Origin of the sequence: Prochlorococcus marinus str. MIT 0918, from assembly GCF_027359415.1 — a bacterium.
In the GTDB taxonomy this organism is placed as follows: domain Bacteria; phylum Cyanobacteriota; class Cyanobacteriia; order PCC-6307; family Cyanobiaceae; genus Prochlorococcus_E; species Prochlorococcus_E marinus_C.
On record NZ_CP114780.1, the window covers coordinates 1408666 to 1426148 of the forward strand.

At 36.9% G+C, this 17483-nt stretch carries 19 protein-coding genes; 12 read left to right on the forward strand and 7 right to left on the reverse strand.

What is annotated here, in order from left to right; genetic code table 11:
* The first annotated feature begins 142 nt into the window (after positions 1 to 142).
* Positions 143 to 664 carry a photosystem I assembly protein Ycf3 gene (locus O5636_RS07620; protein ID WP_269623557.1) on the forward strand — a complete coding sequence of 174 codons (522 nt, stop codon included), beginning with the start codon at positions 143 to 145 and terminating at the stop codon, positions 662 to 664.
* 15 nt (positions 665 to 679) lie between these two features.
* Here O5636_RS07620 and radA read toward each other — a convergent pair whose 3' ends face one another.
* Positions 680 to 2059: a DNA repair protein RadA gene (gene radA, locus O5636_RS07625; RefSeq protein WP_269622212.1), complete on the reverse strand. Its 1380-nt coding sequence runs from the start codon at positions 2057 to 2059 to the stop codon at positions 680 to 682.
* A 108-nt stretch (positions 2060 to 2167) separates the two neighbouring features.
* Here radA and rpaB point away from each other — a divergent pair, with 108 nt between their 5' ends.
* From rpaB to O5636_RS07650, 5 genes are read left to right on the forward strand one after another with little or no spacing between them, the layout of a single operon-like run.
* Positions 2168 to 2917, forward strand: coding sequence for a response regulator transcription factor RpaB (rpaB, locus tag O5636_RS07630; RefSeq protein WP_269622213.1), 750 nt, complete (start codon positions 2168 to 2170; stop codon positions 2915 to 2917).
* 5 nt (positions 2918 to 2922) lie between these two features.
* Entirely contained in the window at positions 2923 to 4257 is a 1335-nt protein-coding gene (plsX, locus tag O5636_RS07635) for a phosphate acyltransferase PlsX (protein ID WP_269622214.1), read from the forward strand.
* A gap of 60 nt (positions 4258 to 4317) precedes the next feature.
* Positions 4318 to 5337 (forward strand): beta-ketoacyl-ACP synthase III, encoded by a 1020-nt coding sequence (locus O5636_RS07640; protein WP_269622215.1) that lies wholly within the window; start codon positions 4318 to 4320, stop codon positions 5335 to 5337.
* A gap of 28 nt (positions 5338 to 5365) precedes the next feature.
* A complete protein-coding gene (fabD, locus tag O5636_RS07645; protein ID WP_269622216.1) occupies positions 5366 to 6262 on the forward strand; it encodes an ACP S-malonyltransferase in 897 nt (298 codons plus the stop codon).
* A 2-nt stretch (positions 6263 to 6264) separates the two neighbouring features.
* Positions 6265 to 6903 carry a lysophospholipid acyltransferase family protein gene (locus O5636_RS07650; RefSeq protein WP_269622217.1) on the forward strand — a complete coding sequence of 213 codons (639 nt, stop codon included), beginning with the start codon at positions 6265 to 6267 and terminating at the stop codon, positions 6901 to 6903.
* A 10-nt stretch (positions 6904 to 6913) separates the two neighbouring features.
* On the opposite strand, the gene O5636_RS07655 is transcribed toward O5636_RS07650, so the two are convergent.
* From O5636_RS07655 to O5636_RS07665, 3 genes are read right to left on the reverse strand one after another with little or no spacing between them, the layout of a single operon-like run.
* A complete protein-coding gene (locus O5636_RS07655) occupies positions 6914 to 7501 on the reverse strand; it encodes a YdcF family protein (protein WP_269622218.1) in 588 nt (195 codons plus the stop codon).
* A complete protein-coding gene (gene tsaB, locus O5636_RS07660) occupies positions 7498 to 8175 on the reverse strand; it encodes a tRNA (adenosine(37)-N6)-threonylcarbamoyltransferase complex dimerization subunit type 1 TsaB (RefSeq protein ID WP_269622219.1) in 678 nt (225 codons plus the stop codon). Before tsaB ends, O5636_RS07655 begins: the two co-directional genes overlap by 4 nt.
* Complete coding sequence (locus O5636_RS07665; RefSeq protein ID WP_269623558.1) at positions 8176 to 8427, reverse strand: Ycf34 family protein; 252 nt, start codon at positions 8425 to 8427, stop codon at positions 8176 to 8178.
* Between the two features lie 49 nt (positions 8428 to 8476).
* Between O5636_RS07665 and O5636_RS07670 the strand changes: the two genes are divergently transcribed.
* Complete coding sequence (locus O5636_RS07670) at positions 8477 to 9667, forward strand: CCA tRNA nucleotidyltransferase (RefSeq protein WP_269622220.1); 1191 nt, start codon at positions 8477 to 8479, stop codon at positions 9665 to 9667.
* A gap of 62 nt (positions 9668 to 9729) precedes the next feature.
* On the forward strand, positions 9730 to 10164 hold the full coding sequence (locus O5636_RS07675) for an RNA recognition motif domain-containing protein (RefSeq protein ID WP_269622221.1): 435 nt from the start codon (positions 9730 to 9732) through the stop codon (positions 10162 to 10164).
* A gap of 16 nt (positions 10165 to 10180) precedes the next feature.
* Here O5636_RS07675 and O5636_RS07680 read toward each other — a convergent pair whose 3' ends face one another.
* Together O5636_RS07680 and pds are read right to left on the reverse strand one after the other, a co-directional pair.
* Positions 10181 to 11092: a phytoene synthase gene (locus tag O5636_RS07680; protein ID WP_269622222.1), complete on the reverse strand. Its 912-nt coding sequence runs from the start codon at positions 11090 to 11092 to the stop codon at positions 10181 to 10183.
* Between the two features lie 31 nt (positions 11093 to 11123).
* Positions 11124 to 12542, reverse strand: coding sequence for a 15-cis-phytoene desaturase (gene pds, locus O5636_RS07685; RefSeq protein ID WP_269622223.1), 1419 nt, complete (start codon positions 12540 to 12542; stop codon positions 11124 to 11126).
* 102 nt (positions 12543 to 12644) lie between these two features.
* On the opposite strand from pds, the gene ndhM reads away from it, so the two are divergent.
* The gene (gene ndhM / locus O5636_RS07690) at positions 12645 to 12992 is read left to right on the forward strand and encodes an NAD(P)H-quinone oxidoreductase subunit M (RefSeq protein WP_269622224.1); all 348 of its coding nucleotides are present in this window, start codon (positions 12645 to 12647) and stop codon (positions 12990 to 12992) included.
* Positions 12993 to 13126: 134 nt separating this feature from the next.
* Positions 13127 to 13606, forward strand: a complete 480-nt coding sequence (locus tag O5636_RS07695; RefSeq protein WP_269623559.1) for a DUF3172 domain-containing protein — start codon at positions 13127 to 13129, stop codon at positions 13604 to 13606.
* Between the two features lie 19 nt (positions 13607 to 13625).
* Here O5636_RS07695 and O5636_RS07700 read toward each other — a convergent pair whose 3' ends face one another.
* Positions 13626 to 14570 (reverse strand): LysR family transcriptional regulator, encoded by a 945-nt coding sequence (locus tag O5636_RS07700; RefSeq protein WP_269623560.1) that lies wholly within the window; start codon positions 14568 to 14570, stop codon positions 13626 to 13628.
* A gap of 96 nt (positions 14571 to 14666) precedes the next feature.
* Between O5636_RS07700 and O5636_RS07705 the strand changes: the two genes are divergently transcribed.
* Together O5636_RS07705 and O5636_RS07710 are read left to right on the forward strand one after the other, a co-directional pair.
* Positions 14667 to 15404 (forward strand): NnrU family protein, encoded by a 738-nt coding sequence (locus O5636_RS07705; RefSeq protein WP_269622225.1) that lies wholly within the window; start codon positions 14667 to 14669, stop codon positions 15402 to 15404.
* A gap of 34 nt (positions 15405 to 15438) precedes the next feature.
* Positions 15439 to 17448 (forward strand): NAD(P)H-quinone oxidoreductase subunit 5, encoded by a 2010-nt coding sequence (locus O5636_RS07710; protein ID WP_269622226.1) that lies wholly within the window; start codon positions 15439 to 15441, stop codon positions 17446 to 17448.
* Positions 17449 to 17483 lie beyond the last annotated feature (35 nt).

Consider the following 17483-nt stretch of genomic DNA (forward strand, 5'->3'; position numbering starts at 1 on the left):
TGTGCTTTTTTATACCCTAAGACTAAGACGAAGTAATATTCTCTTCAAAATTTTCTTTGCTTTTAAAAACAATTAAGTTGTTTAAGCATAAAGTCAATAATAAGGTCAGGATGGTAACAATTAAGTGTTTACAGTAAGTACCGTGCCTAGTAGCAATAACAAAGACAATTTCTTGGATAAGGCTTTTACAGTAATAGCTGAAGGCATTGTCAAGGTGATGCCAATTGCAGCAAAAGAGAAACAGGCCTACATCTATTACAGAGAGGGATTTGCAGCACAGAACAATGGAGATTATTCTGAAGCATTAGAAAATTATGAAGAGAGTCTAAAGCTCGAAGAAAATGCGATAGATAGAGGTGAAACACTAAAAAATATGGCAATTATTTATATGAGTAATGGAGATGAGGAGCGAGCCATAGAAACCTATAAGAAAGCCTTAGAAGAAAATCCTAAGCAGCCCTCTTGCCTTAAGAATATGGGATTAATTTATGAAAAAAGAGGACGGACTTGCCAGCAAGAAGGGAGGCAGGATGAGAGTGATATTTGGTTTGATAAAGCAGCAGAAGTATGGGTGAAAGCAGTTAGGCTTTATCCAGGGGGATATCTGGATATAGAAAATTGGCTTAAGACAACTGGTAGAAGTAAAATAGATGTGTATTTATGATTTTTGCTTTCTAAGTTAGTCTGATAAACATATTTCTATGGCTTGATTGATATTTGAGACTTCTTTAACATTAATTTTGTTGTAAATTGCTATCTCAGATTTTTGATTAATATTTTTTGGAATAATTGCAGTTTTAAATCCTAGCCTTTCTGCTTCACGAAGTCTTAATTGTATTTGCCCAACTGATCGTATTTGCCCTCCAAGGCCTATTTCTCCAATAATGACTGTTCCCTTTGGAACCATCTTTTTCTTGTAACTAGAAATTATCGCAGTTGCAATTCCTAAATCAGCTGCAGGCTCTTCAACTTCTAGACCTCCAGCAACAGCTAAATAGCAATCGAAACGAAATAATGAAAGATTCATATGTTTTTCAATAACGGCTAAAATTTGATGAAGTCTATTGCTTTCAATCCCTGTTGCTGTCCTACGAGGAGAAGGGTAACTGCTTTTATTTATTAGAGCTTGCACATCTATAGCAATGGGTCTAGTTCCTTCGCAGGCAACTATTGTCGCTACACCAGATGCATTTTCTGAACTTAAAAATAGCTTACTTGGATTAGATACTTCATTCAGTCCGTTTCCTTGCATTTCGAATACACCAAGTTCATTGGTTGCCCCAAATCTATTTTTAATCGTTCTAAGAATCCTATGGCTTGCAAATCGATCTCCTTCAAAGGTTAAAACTGCATCAACAAGATGTTCCAGGACTTTTGGTCCGGCTAATATCCCGTCTTTTGTAACGTGACCAACAAGAATCAGGGCAATATTTTGGGATTTCGCTAGACGCTGTAGTGCTGCTGAGCATTCACGAACTTGAGTTACTGAACCTGGAGTGCCACCTAGAGTTTTTTCATGCAATGCTTGAATACTGTCAATTATTGCTACAGAAGGTTTAAAGCTTTCAATTTCTTCAAGTATTAATTCAAGATCGGTTTCTGCTAATAGGTGAAGTTTAGATTCTTTTTTTTCAAGTCGATTCCACCGAAGTTGCACTTGATTACTTGATTCTTCTGCTGTGATGTAAAGAATAGATTTGTAAAGAGCCATTTCAGTTGCACTTTGTAACAGCAGGGTGCTTTTCCCTATGCCTGGATCTCCTCCAATTAGTACTAAAGAACCTGGAACGATCCCTCCACCAAGTACACGATCGAGTTCTTTGTACCCGGTACTTATTCTTTCAATAGGTTGATTTTTTAAAGTAGAAATTGGTTGAGAACGATTTTCTTCCAGTACTTTTGAACGATGTCCATTCTTTCGTCTCGCCTTAAAGTCTAGTGGTGAAATCACCTCTTCAACTATTGAATTCCATTCACCGCAGCTGGTGCATCGACCAAAGAATTGTTTCGTTTCTGCGCCACAGTTTTGGCAGATATAAATAGTGCTAGTTCGTGTCACGCGCTTGTCTAAAGAAAGTTTTTTGTAGTTGAATGAAGTAGTTTTTTAGATGATTTTAAAAGGTTTGTCTAAGATCGACTTTATTCAGCGGGCTAAGCCAAAGAAAAAATGACGGCAGCCACCAGTCAATCTAAGGAAATTATTCTCGTGGCTGATGATGAAGCGAGTATCAGGAGAATCCTGGAAACTCGTTTATCAATGATCGGCTATCAAGTCATCACAGCTTGTAATGGGAATGAAGCCATCCAGCAATTTCACAATTGTGAACCTGATTTGGTTGTGCTAGATGTAATGATGCCAAAGTTAGATGGCTATGGCGTTATTCAAGAATTGCGTAAGGAATCTGATGTTCCGATTGTAATGCTTACTGCCTTGGGAGATGTTGCAGATAGGATTACAGGACTTGAATTAGGAGCGGATGATTATGTAGTAAAGCCATTTAGCCCTAAGGAATTGGAAGCACGCATTCGTTGTGTTTTAAGACGTGTAGAAAAAGAGCAAATTGCAGGTTTACCTAATTCAGGTGTCATTCAGGTTGCTTCATTCCGAATTGATACCAATAGACGCAAGGTTTATCGAGGAGATGAACGTATCCGTTTGACTGGAATGGAATTCAGCTTGTTAGAGCTTCTTGTGAGCCGCTCTGGGGAGCCTTTTAGCCGAGGTGAAATCCTGAAAGAAGTTTGGGGATATACCCCAGAAAGGCATGTGGATACAAGGGTGGTGGATGTTCATATTTCTCGATTACGTTCTAAATTAGAAGATGATCCTGCAAACCCTGAATTAATCCTTACTGCTCGAGGTACAGGTTATTTGTTCCAACGGATTGTAGATCCTTTGTCTTCAGAACATATTTAAAATCAGTGGAAAATGAGTTTCGCCCTAAAAGTAGTAGACCTAAAGCTATAAGAAGGTTAGTAATTTGGTATAGGAGGAATTCCGCTGTTACTACTCTTGTTGATACGGCGGCTAATTCGGCTTCGGCAGCAGGAAATGTTGCTGGATCAGTTGTTTCCAGTGCTGGATCAGTTGTTTCCAGTGCTGGATCAGTTGTTTCCAGTGCTGGATCAATGGCAAGAAGCACTTTGCAGCCTTTAGTTTTTGATCCTTTAAGAAGACTTCAAGGAGGAATAAATGATTTAGATAAGACTGTTCAACCAAATTCTGAAAGACTATGGATAGCTGTTGATGGAATGGGTGGTGATTATGCTCCAGGGAGCATATTAGATGGATGCCTTCAAGCGATAGATCGTCTTCCTTTGCGAATAAAATTTGTAGGTGAATCTGAGAAGATTTTCCAGTCAGCTAAAGAACTTGGTCTGACTGATGTATTAAATGAGTGTCTTGCCGAAGGAAGGATAGAGCTAATTCCAAGTGGCCCTTCTGTAGGAATGGACGAAGAAGCCACAGTTGTGAGACGTAAACGTGATGCAAGTATCAATCTTGCTATGGATTTAGTTAAGAATGGTGAAGCAATGGCTGTTTACTCTGCAGGCAATTCAGGGGCAATGATGGCTTCTGCCATTTTCAGACTTGGCAGATTAACTGGCATAGATAGACCAGCAATAGGCGCTTTATTTCCAACTAAGGATCCAAGTCAACCCGTTTTAGTTTTAGATGTAGGAGCAAATATGGATTGCAAACCTACTTACTTGCATCAATTTGCCTTGCTAGGAAATATTTATTCTCGAGATGTTTTGCAAGTAAATCATCCAAGAATAGGTTTGTTGAATATTGGAGAGGAAGAATGTAAAGGAAATGATCTTTCACTGCGTGCATATGAATTATTAAGTCACGAAGAACGTTTGAAATTTAAGGGGAATTGTGAGGGGAGAGACGTGTTGTCAGGTGAATTTGATGTTGTTGTATGTGATGGATTTACTGGCAATGTTTTACTTAAATTTCTTGAATCAGTAGGAAGTGTTTTACTTGATGTCTTACGAGCAGAATTGCCAAGGGGTCGACGTGGCAAAGTTGGCTCTGCTTTTCTTAGAAGTAATCTCAAAAGAATTAAAAAACGCTTGGATCATGCTGAACATGGCGGAGCACTTTTGTTAGGAGTTAATGGAATTTGTGTCATTGGTCATGGGAGTAGCAAGGCTTTATCAGTTGTCAGTGCTTTAAGAATTGCTCATTCTGCTGCAAACCATGGTGTTATGGATGATTTGGTAGAACTTCAAAAACCAATAGCGCATTAACGATTTGAATCGAATTGTTTTAATCTGTTTATGTTCGAATTTAGTTAAAAACTTTCTTCTTTGACTGTTAATACAACAACTAACTTCGGAGTGTCTGTAATAGGCAGTGGTTGCTCCTCTCCAGCTCAGAAAATCACTAATGAGCAACTTGCATCACGAGTTGATACTAATGATGAGTGGATTAAAACTAGAACTGGTATTCGAGAAAGGAGAATAATTGGTCCAAATGAATCACTATCAGATTTGTGCTTTAAAGCCGGAGTATCTGCTTTAGAAATGGCGAGATGGGCACCAGAAACCCTTGATATGGTTTTGGTTGCGACATCCACTCCAGATGATTTATTTGGAATGGCTCCACAGGTTCAATCCAAATTGGGTGCCTGCAATGCATTTGCTTTTGATTTGACAGCTGCATGTAGCGGCTTTTTGTTTGCGTTTGTTACAGCAACTCAGTTTGTTAGAAGTGGATCCATTAAACGAGCACTCATTATTGGAGCAGATCAATTAAGTGCATGGATGGATTGGGATGATCGAAGAAGCTGCGTCCTATTTGGCGACGGCGCAGGTGCAATTGCTATTGAAGCCTCTCCAGTAAATCAAGATGCTGTTATTGGATTCAAATTGAAGTCAGATGGAAGCAGGGGTGATTGTTTGAATTTGCCTCAAACGAGAGATTTTGATCCTTTAGTTAGTTCATATCAAAATCAAAAGGGAGGCTTTTCTAATATTGAAATGAATGGTCAGGAAGTTTATAAATTTGCAGTTAGAGAGGTGCCATCTCTGCTTCAAGATTTATTACTCAAATGTGAAATAGATCCTGAATCTTTGGATTGGTTGCTTTTGCATCAAGCAAATCAAAGGATTTTGAATGCTGTAGCAGATCGTTTTTCAATTCCTCATACAAAAGTTTTGAGCAATCTTGCAATATATGGAAATACTTCTGCAGCTACTATCCCAATTATGCTTGATGAAGCTGTTAGAGATGGCAGGGTAAAACCTGGACATCTAATCGCGACTAGTGGTTTTGGTGCTGGATTAAGTTGGGGAGCTGCTTTGTTTAGATGGAATGGTCCGTCTTAAACTGCCCTTGATCTTATAAAAAACAGTTATGACAATTGCCTGGGCTTTTCCTGGACAAGGTTCACAGAAGGTTGGAATGGCTGACGAAGTACTTTCGCTTGAAGGTGCATTAAAAAGATTTGAATTGGCATCTGAAATTTTGGGTAGAGATTTGTTAGCAATTTGTAGAGGAGAAAAAAGTAACCATGATGAGGTTGGTGATTTAGATGACACTAGAAATACCCAACCAGCTTTGTTTTTAGTAGAGTCACTATTGATAGATGATCTAAAAAAACAAGGTCGAGAACCTAATTTTGTTGCTGGACATAGTCTTGGAGAGTTAGTCGCTCTTTATGCCTCTGAAGTTTTTGATTTAGAGACAGCATTGCGTTTGCTTAAAAGTAGATCTGAATTGATGGCTGCTGCAGGAGGAGGAGCAATGACTGCCTTAATCGGTTTTGATAGAAGACAGCTCGAAGATCTCATTGCATTAACAGAAGGAGTTGTAATAGCTAATGACAACAGTAAGGAACAAGTTGTTTTATCTGGTCAAGCTCAGTCAATTGAATTAATTGTGACCCAATTAAAATGCAAGCGTGTTATTCCTTTAAAAGTTTCAGGGGCTTTTCATTCTCCATTTATGATTAAATCTTCAGAATCCTTTGCTTTGGAATTGGATAAGATTGTTTTTAATGACGGTGTTTTTCCTGTTTTAAGCAATGTGGATCCAACACCTACAAAAGATGGAAAAATATTAAAAGAAAAGCTCAAGAAACAGATGATTACTGGAGTTAGATGGCGAGAAACTATGGAGGTTATGCAAAAAGAAGGTGTCACAACATTTGTGGAAGTAGGACCAGGAAAAGTTTTAAGTGGCCTTGTTAAGCGATCGATTACAGGAATTTCTCTTAGTCAACTATCATCTGCAAATGATTTAGGACATTAAGATTGAATTTAGACCCTCCAAAGCCTAGTTTTGCTTATCTAGTTGTTAGTTATTGTTTTGTTTTTCCTATTTTTAGGCTTTTGTTTCGAGGGCGCATTACGGGGACGAATAATGTGCCGAAAAATGGCTCGTTAGTTGTAGTGGCAAATCATGGGTCTCATTTAGATCCTCCTTTTTTAGGACATGCTTTGGGACGTCCGGTTGCATTTATGGCCAAGGCAGAATTATTTAAGATCCCTTTGCTTGCAGCTATTATTAGAGCATGTGGGGCGTATCCAGTAAATAGAGGTGCTAGTGATAGACATGCTATTAGAGTTGCATCTTCAAAATTGAATCAAGGATGGGCTACAGGATTGTTTTTAGATGGCACTCGTCAGAAGAATGGCAGGGTAAATAACCCTATGGCAGGAGCAGCATTGCTGGCTGCAAGAACTGAGTCGAATTTGTTGCCAGTTGCAATTATCAATAGTCACAAAGCGCTTAGAAAGGGATTTTTGTTTCCACGATTTTTACCAATTCATTTAAGAGTTGGTGAGGTAATACCACCTCCTATTAGTAGAAGAAAACCTGATTTAGAAGAAGTAACTGAAAAATTAAAATCATCAATTAATTTTATGATTGATCAAGGGCTTATAGATTAAAAAACTTAAATTAATTATTTATAAACTTACCATTACTTATTTTAGGAAATAGATATTTTAAATCTTTTCCTGTTATAACCCAAGCGACTGAGCGCAGTATATCAATATTCCCTTTTCTTTTATCTTCCTTTTGACAATATGAACCGCATGGGATAGCTAAAGTTGTTAACATTATTCCTTTACTCCCTGCAATAATTTGACTTGCTACTCTTGATTGATTTCTATTATCTTCACTTATAATGTATAGTAGATGCTTTACTCCCTCTAGATGGAGTTTATCAATAATAGATGTGAAATTGCTTAGCGTATCATTTGAACTATAATCTATTCTTAAAAGATCACTTTTAACATCCTCATTCTCCCTAAGCCAATTGGAGTATTCTGGATTACGACTGCTGCTAATAAGTACTGGTAAGTTTATTGCTTTAGCAACTTTTAGACCAGCTATTTCCCTATCTATATCACCTCCAATTACTAATATTAATTGAGGAGAATGATAATTTAACCTTGACTTAAAAAAGGTAATTGAGGGCTTGATTATTATTATCCATGTTATACAAGCTGATATTCCGATTGTTATATAGCGGAATATTTTCATCGAATATTATCGATGGGAGAAGTGGGGTAAATAGGAAGAACATTTTGCCACTTGCTTACTCTTTTATTGTTATAAGCATTCAAGCTTATGTTCAATAGAGTAATAATATCTATAGCTATATCTTCTGAAGCAGATATAGCTGGTTTTGGATTTAATTTGCTAGATAAAAGAGAAGGAGATATGAGTTCAATAAATTGATCATTTTTAGATTTTTCTTCGCTTTTTGATGGTTGATATTTGCCACCTATTATTCCTCTGTGCTTTAGGGGCTGTGTAATCCAAAATGACTTATCTTTGTTTCTTAGGTTTAAAGACTTGTAAAGTCGAGGTGCCATTAGCGCAAAGCTACTGATACCGTCAAGAGAACAATCTAATTGTTGAGCAAGAGTTCTAGCCATAATCACTGTTAACCTTGTTCCAGTAAACCCTCCCGGACCAATAGCAACAGCTAGACGAATAATTTGTTTCCATAAATCACGTGGTAAGAGTTCTTCGATACAATTAAATAAATGATTGGATAGATTTCGCCCAGTTTCAAAAGTAGTACTTTTATATATTGCCTTTGAATTTATTAACTCTATTAAACCTATGGCACAATTCTCAGTAGAACTATGTAAAGCCAATATGAACTTTGCATTTGGATTCACTATTGCTTTTGGCTCCCTGAGATTCATTTAGGTTGGTATTTTTTCATTAGGACGAAGTCTTAACCATTTACCAGTATCCAGGTAGAAACTTTTACAGGCTTGAACATCCCATTCAATTTCTGCTCTTCCTTTTTCTATCTCTAATAAACTTATATGGATAATAGGATCTTTAGGCTCAAAATCAGGATGAGGATTTAAATGCTTTACTCCGTGCTGTCTTTCTACGGAGTGATAAGCCTTGCATCGATCTACCCATCGACAGTTAACACATATGCACATTCCTTTCACCTCTTACTCTGACTCTATTCTGAATACTAATCGTTCATATATGGCAAAAGAGATTTTAAAAAGATTAAATTCAGATAATTGGCCTTTAAAATTAAATGATTTTCCTATAGGAACATGTTTAGTAGGTGGTGCAATTAGAGATGCATTATTCAAAAAAGAATCAATTATTTCAGACTTTGATTTTGTAGTACCTATTGGTGCAATTCATTTGTGCAAGACTTTATCTAACAAATATGGAGGTACTACTGTTGTTCTTGATGATCAAAGGGATATAGCAAGATATATTTATAATGATTGGAAAATAGATGTAGCTAGTCAGATTGGTAATGATTTACGCGAAGATTTAATTAGACGAGACTATACAATTAATGCAATAGCTTTAAAACTTCTTCCTGAACCTGAAATTTTTGATCCCGTAAATGGTATTCGTGATTTAAAACATAAAAGACTTGTAGCAATTGACGAGAAGAATTTCATTAATGATCCGTTGAGGATTCTCAGAGGATTTCGATTAATTTCTGAATTGAATTTAGAGTTGGATTCTCAAACAAAAGTTTATTTGAGAAAGAATGCAAAATTATTGATTGGGATTCCTTCAGAAAGAATAAAAGTAGAGATAGAAAAATTAATCAATGCTTTTTGGGCAGATGATGCGATACCAATTATGAATGAAATTCATTTGCTCGAACCCTGGAAAGAAAATTTCATTCAGTATCAATTTGGGCCTTTATCTTTAAAAAATGTTTCTTCTTTCACAGATGAAGAATTAGAGATTGCTTTGCCTTTAATACGTTTAACGAATTTGCTCAGTAAAAAAGGATTAAGTGATTTGGGGTTCAGTCGTAAAACAATGCGAGCTTGTAATCGGCTGAGATTTTGGCAAGAAAAAAATGATGGTTATGCTTTTCGAGGATTAAATGAATTGGACCGTCTTAAGTTACATATTGAGATGGAAAACCATTTGCCTGCATTGATTTTGACCCTTTCTCAGGATGATCAAAAGATATGGTTAAAACGTTGGCGAGATTTTAAAGATCCTCTTTTTCATCCATATTCTTTATTAGATGGAAACTCTTTAAAAACATTTCTTAAGGCTCCTGAAGGACCTTGGATAGGAGATCTAATTCATTATCTTTGTAAGGAAAGAGCCTTTGGAAGATTGCATAATTCCGAAGAAGCTTATAAATTGGCTCTTTACTGGTGGGAACATAACAAACCTTTTTGTGATTAACTACACACAAAGGAAGTCAGTTTTCTCCCTGATAAGGTCCTTTCCCTTAGCCCTTCTGTTCTATGAGTGTTCGTCTTTACATCGGTAATTTGCCGCAGAATTTAAAAATCAAGGAGTTAGACCAACTCTTTTCAACTATTGGTAAGGGGATTCGCTTTAAAGCGGTTTTGGACAGGGATACTAAGGCATGCCGAGGATTCGGCTTTGCCAATATTAGTGATGAAAAGTTAGCGAATGAAGTAATTGAAAAGTTAAATGGACATGAATTTAATGGAAATAGTTTGAGAGTTGAACGATCAGAACGCAAAGAATCTAATTCAGGTTCAGGGAGACGCAATGGCAACTCTGGAGGTAACAAAGGGAAGGCTGCTAATCGTAAAGATGTTAAGAAAGTTGTTCATAGTGATGCTCCTAGTAAAGAAGCTCCTGATCCAAGATGGGCTGGTGAACTTTCTAAATTAAAGGAATTATTGGCTAATCAAAAAACACCTGTTTAGGAGCAATTCAATATATTTATTTAGCTTGTGCAATTAAATAACTAATAGGAAGTTCAATTATTTTCATGAATTGATTTACATAGGCTCGGTTATTAAAAACATCGTAGTCAAGCCTTTCTATTGAATTAAGAATGCCTCTATAGAGTCTTAAAGATGTCCATACTGGCCATCGAGCATCAGCAGACAGCCATCTAACACCTTCTTCAGAAATTTCAAACCATTCTCTAGCTCTCTGCAATTGAAATGCCATGAGCTGTTTCCATTGAGTATTGATTTTCCCTTGCATTAAATCGTCTTCAGAATATCCAAATTTCTTTAAATCTTCTTGTGGAAGATATATTCTCCCTCGTGCGCGGTCTTCTCCAACATCTCTGAGTATGTTTGTGAGTTGGTTTGCGATTCCTAGAGCAACTGCTGCTTTTGAAGGATCAGGGCTTTTACTCCAAGGTGCATTTGTATATGCAGGGTCAATTCCCATAACCTTTTGAGTCATTAACCCTACAGTCCCAGCAACTCTGTAGCAGTAAAGTTCCAGTTCTTGAAAAGTTGCGTATCTTGTTTTATTCAAATCCATTCTTTGGCCTTCAATCATGTCTAGATAAGGTTCTATAGATTGAGGAAAGTTTTGGAATGTATCAGCCATAACATGATCTAGATCATCTTTTAGATTTCCTTTGAATATTTCCCGAGTTTTTAATTCCCATTGATCAAGTCTCTCTGCTAATTCTTCATTAGATTTTTGTTGAGCTTCTGCACTATCCATTAATTCATCTGTTCTTCTGCACCAAACATAGATTGCCCAAATTGCCTTTCGTTTTATAGGTGGTAGAAGTAATGTCCCCAAATAAAAGGTTTTAGCCCACTTTGCGGTTTCTTTCCTACATATTTCATAGGCATTATTTAGATTTCCTAAGTTTTTGGTATTCATTAAAACAGATTATAAGAATGTAATTTTTTGATCACTGATCAAGAGAAGTATTTTGAGTTAAAGATGATAGCTTTTCCTTTGATTTATTAACTTTATCAGCACAAAGTTTTCCGCTTAAGACAGCACCTTCCATTGATGCTAGATATCTTTGCATTGTGAAATCACCAGCAAGAAAGAAATTATGAATAGGAGTTTCTTGACTTGGCCTTATTTTTTGACATCCAGGGATTGATTTGTATACAGATAGAGGAGTTTTTACGATTTTATACTTCCTTAATTTAGTTTTATTTTCCCCAGTAAAGTGAATAGGGAAAAGCTTCTTAAGTTCTTCCATAGTAGCCTCTAATATATCTTCATTGCTTCTATTTATCCAATCTTTAGCAGGTGCAAATACAAGCTCAAGCATAGATCTATCAGGGTCTTCATACTCTTTACAAGTTATACTCATGTCTGCATATACACTTAATAAAGGTGATCGGCTAAAAAGTAAATGGTCAATGTTTGTAAGCTTTTTATCGAACCAAAGATGAATATTAATTACAGGAACTCCCTTTAATCCTTTTAGATTCTCAAAGAGTTTAATTGTTTTCCAATTATTTGGAATAATTAATTTTAATAAATCTACTGGTAATGCACTTACATATGCATCTGCTTGGATTTCAATAGAACCTTCTTCATGGTCACCTTTACCAATAACATAGCTTCTAACAGTTGAGTCTGTATTTAAATTTATTTTTTTTAGCGGACTGTTTAAGTGAACTTCTCCACCAAGAGATTCAATATGATCAACTATTGGTTGACATAATCTTTCTGGTGGAGCTCCATCAAGGAAAGCCATTTTCGAGCCATTTTTTTCTTGTAAAAATCTATTTAAAGCTGTTAGTAAAACTGTCGAAGAAATTTCATCTGGATTAATAAAATTCAGGGCTTTGCTCATGGCTATAAAAACCTCATCATTAACTCTTTCGGGGATTTTTTGAGCCCTAAGCCATTCGCTCCAAGAAAGGTTGTCACACTCTTCTACGTATTGTTGCCCACGCAACATTGCAGGTATTAGACCTATTCCAAATGCAATTTTTTCTTCCCATGTCAGCATGTCATTGTTTTTTAATATTGCAGCGACTCCGTTAAGTGGTGCTGGTAAATCAGGAAAATCAAAGCGACTATATGTACCAGGTTCTTCAGGTTGATTAAAAATCATCGAATGACTTTTCCATTGCAGCCTGTCTTCAATTCCTAGTTCTTTAAAAAGTTGAAGCATATTGGGGTATGCGCCAAAAAAGATGTGCAGTCCTGTTTCGTACCAGTCACCGTCTTCATCTTTCCAGGCTGCTACTTTTCCGCCTAGGACATCACGAGATTCGAATAAAATTGGGGTATGTCCTTGGTCTGCCAAGTATTTTGCACATGAGAGACCTGCTAGACCTGCTCCAGCAATCGCAACGCGCATTCTTTTTTTTTTAGATTAAGTGCAACTCTAATTAGAAAAGGGGTCTAAAATTTCTTTATATTTAATTATTTATTTTCAATTCCATTTTTCTTGGTGTTTTTTATGACAGAACCCCTTCTAAAATGCACTACTAGGCATGTCAGAATTTTTACAGCTATATCTAATGGCAATAATTTGATCGAGGATAATGATCATCTAACTCTTGATCTAGACCCTGATAATGAATTTATTTGGGAAAAGCAGTCAATAGAGAAAATTCAGACAAGATTTCTAGAATTAGTTGATGCTGAATCAGGTAATGATTTGAGTGATTACACTCTTAGAAAGATTGGTTCAGAGCTTGAGGCTCTTATTAGAAAGATGCTTCAAGCTGGGTTGTTAACTTACAATCCCGATTGTCGAGTTTTAAATTATTCCATGGGTCTTCCTAGAACCCCAGATTTATTGTGACTCGACCACCCTATAGGCGCTCCAGGTCTGGATCTTCAGGCTCTAGAAGATATCCTTCTTCTTTAGGTGCTAGTAGGAATCCTATAGAAAATTCATATAGAGCTGGGCCAAAGAGCGATGGCGTAGGTGTGAATATGAATAGCGGGACAATTGCTGTTCTTGCAGGAGTTTTGGTTTTAGGGGTTGGTATTGGCAGTGCTATTACAAGTACTACGCAAGGTGGAGATGGAAATATTGCTAGTCAACAACAGTTAGATATGGCTGTACCTGACCCTGAGTTTTGTAGGCAATGGGGAGCGAGTGCCTTTGTGATTGATATTGAAATGTATACGACTTTAAACCCATCTACAAGTTTTGTTACTCAACCAGCTTTGCAACCAGGGTGTGTAATTCGAAGAGAGAATTGGTCTCTTCTTCAGAAGCAAGGAGCAATTACGAATGAGGATGTTAGAGAGTGTAAGCAACGCATGAATACTTTTGCTTATATAGGATCTATTAGGGATAATCCAATTGTGAGATGCGTTTACCAGGCAGATGTTAATGATAATAAATTTATTATTAAAGGGGTTGAAGATGAAGGGATTCGAGTTAATCAAGAAGCCATTCAATTTTAGAATAATTTTTATATTTAATTTATTGATTTCTTATAGGACTATCTGGGCTAGCAAAGATTGGTAAAATTTCTTTAGTGAATGCTTTTGCTGCTCTAGATGTATACCTTCCTGGATTGCTAATGAGTTTTAGTTCTCTTTTAACTTCAAGATCTGCGATAATTGGCTTATGCACTGAGCCCGCTAAAAGTTCTCTTTCTATAGAAACTACTGGTAAAAATGCTGCTCCTAAACCTGATTGCACTGCATTCTTTATAGCTTCTAGAGAATTTAATTCCATTTCTATACGAAGACGTTGAATATCTAGGCCAGAATCTTTAAGTAATTGATCAACTACTTTTCTAGTTGTTGATTGGGCATCAAGGGTTACGAACCCTAAACGATATAAATCATCTTTAGTCAGCTCTTTTAATCTAGATAAAGGATGTTTTTGGGAAAGAACCAACGCTACTTCGTCAGTGGAATATGGAATGATTTGCAAAGATTCATTTAATTCATTGGGTAGTTCTCCGCCTATGATCGCAAGATCAATTTGTCCATTAGCCACACTCCATCCAGTCCTTCGGGTGCTGTGTACTTGTAACTGTACTGATACATCAGGAAACTTTTGTCGAAAAAGGCCAATCATTCTAGGCATTAAATATGTTCCTGTTGTTTGACTGGCTCCAATAATGAGAGAGCCTCCTTTTAAGTTGTGTAGATCTTCTATTGCACCACAAGCTTCATCGCATTGACTCAGAATTCTTTCACAGTATTTGAGTAAAAGTTTGCCTGCTTCTGTGAGTTGTGCTTTTCGGCCACCTCTATCGAAGATTGTAATTTCTAATTGTTTTTCCAAATTTTGAATTTGGAGACTTACAGCAGGTTGAGTGACATAAAGACTTTCTGCAGCTTTTTTGAAGCTGCCCTCATTGACAATTGCCTTGAGGATGCGGAGTTGATCTAGAGTGAAAGGCAGTTCGGCCATAGCGGCTGCCAAAAGGGCAGCAAACATACAAACTTATAAGAGGGAACTCTAAGTCCCTCTGAAACTAAAAATTGTTCGAGAAAACTTCTGCCACAAATGTTTCCAGAAGATACGCATCAAAGTAGCTTTGTAATGCTTTTATTATTGCTTATTTTTGCAGTAATTCATAGTGGTGGTGCTGCTTTAAGAATTAGGGCAGAAGCTATAGTTGGACCAAGAATTTGGAGATTGCTTTTTGCTAGTGTAAGTATTCCGCTAGCAGTTTTATTGATTTTATATTTTTTAGCTCATCGTTACGATGGGCTTCGACTATGGAATTTTCAAGGGGTTCCTGGAATGATTCCGTTCGTTTGGATTGCTACAGCGATTAGCTTTTTATTTTTATATCCTGCAACATATAATCTTTTAGAAATTCCTGCTATAGCCAAACCTCAAGTTAGGCTTTATGCCCAAGGAATTATTAGAATTAGCAGACATCCTCAAGCAATAGGACAAGTCATATGGTGTATTGCTCATGGTTTGTGGCTAGGCAGTAGTTTTATGGTTGTAACGTCGGTGGGTTTAATTGCTCATCATATTTTTGCGATTTGGCATGGTGATAAAAGATTAAGAGCTAGATTTGGGGAAGAATTTGAGGAAATCAAAAGAAATACATCAATTATCCCTTTTCTTGCTGTTATTGATGGCCGACAAAAGTTGCAATGGAAAGAATTTTTGAGGCCTTCTCAATTCGGCATATTAGTTGCAGTAACAGTCTTTTGGTGGTCTCATCGTTTTATTCCTGTTGGCACAGAATTGTTTTTATCTTCGAAGTTACAAGAAGTGCTCGCTTGAAATGCCTACACTCACAAGGATATGAAAAAAGAGCATGCCATCAGCAGCTGAAATTGCTTGGTTAATTCCATTACTCCCTCTTTTTGGTGCTCTTTTGACCGGATTGGGGTTAATTAGCTTTAACAGTTCTATTAATCGCTTAAAAAAACCAGTCGCAATAGGTTTGCTTTCTTGTGTAGGTGCTTCTGCGATTGTGAGTTACGCAGTTCTTTTTGAACAAATTTCAGGAGCCCAACCTGTTGAGCATCTCTTTGTTTGGGCTAGCGCTGGTGACTTTACTTTGCCAATGGGTTATGTGGTGGATCCTTTAGGCGCAGTAATGCTTGCTTTGGTTACCACTATTGCTCTTTTGGTGATGGTTTATTCCCACGGATACATGGCTCATGACAAAGGCTATGTCAGGTTTTTTACTTATTTAGCGTTGTTTAGCAGTTCTATGCTTGGTCTTATTATTAGCCCAAATTTGTTGGAGATATATGTTTTTTGGGAATTAGTAGGAATGTGTTCTTATTTGTTAGTTGGGTTTTGGTATGACAGAGAAGGAGCAGCTCATGCAGCTCAAAAAGCTTTTGTTGTAAATAGAGTTGGTGACTTTGGACTTTTATTGGGAATACTGGGTCTCTTCTGGGCTACTGGAAGCTTTGATTTTAATGGGATTGCAGTTGGCCTTTCTGAAGCTATTGAAGGTGGTTCTGTTCCTCTGTGGGCTGCTTTACTAATTTGTTTTTTGGTTTTTTTAGGTCCTATGGCGAAATCTGCCCAATTCCCATTGCATGTGTGGTTGCCAGATGCGATGGAGGGACCAACACCTATATCTGCTTTAATTCATGCGGCAACAATGGTAGCCGCTGGCGTATTTCTAGTGGCAAGACTAGAACCTTTATATAGCCAATTCCCTCTTATAAATCTTTTAATTGCTGTTATTGGAACCATAACATGTTTTTTAGGGGCATCTATCGCCTTGACTCAGATGGATCTTAAAAAAGGTTTGGCTTATAGCACTGTTTCTCAATTGGGTTACATGATGCTTGCTATGGGCTGTGGAGCTCCTATTGCTGGGATGTTCCATTTAGTCACTCATGCCTTTTTCAAGGCAATGCTTTTTTTAGGTTCGGGTTCTGTCATTCATGCCATGGAAGAAGTTGTTGGTCATGAACCAGTTCTTGCTCAAGATATGAGACTCATGGGTGGCTTGCGTCAAAAAATGCCAATTACTGCAATTACATTTTTAATTGGTTGTATTGCTATTAGCGGTATACCTCCTTTGGCAGGCTTTTGGAGTAAAGATGAAATACTGGGCCAAGCTTTTCATTCTTTCCCAATTCTTTGGCTTGCTGGATTTTTGACTGCGGGAATGACTGCTTTTTATATGTTTAGATTGTATTTCCTTACATTTGAAGGAACTTTTAGGGGGAACAATGAGGATTTGCAAAATCAGTTATTAGAGTTCGCTAGTAAAGAAAAAGATGATGATGATGCTCATAGTCATCTTTCAGGAGTTATTCATGAATCAACTTGGCCAATGACAATACCCTTAATAGTTTTAGCTATTCCATCAGTTTTAATTGGCTTTTTAGGTATTCCATGGAGTAGCGCTTTTGCCAAATTATTAGATTCAGAAGAGGCTATAGAAATGGCAACAAATTTTAGCTGGGGAGATTTCTTGCCATTGGCTTTGGCTTCAGTCACTATTTCAATTTCCGGTATTTTATTAGCATATTTTTCTTATTATTTAAAACGTATAGACCTTTCCATTATTTTTGCAAAGAGATTTTCATTAGTGAATAGCTTCCTCTCAAATAAATGGTATCTAGATGATATAAATGAAAAAATATTTGTCCGAGGCAGTAGAAAGCTTGCTCGTGAGGTATTAGAAGTGGATGCAAAGGTTGTCGATGGTGTTGTTAATTTAACTGGTTTATTGACATTAGGTAGTGGAGAGGGATTGAAATATTTTGAGACGGGTAGAGCTCAATTTTATGCACTGATAGTTTTCGGCGGAGTAATTGCTTTAGTAGCTCTTTTTGGAGTTTTAGGGAATTAAGTTTATTTATATAATTTTATTTGTGTGTGTCATCC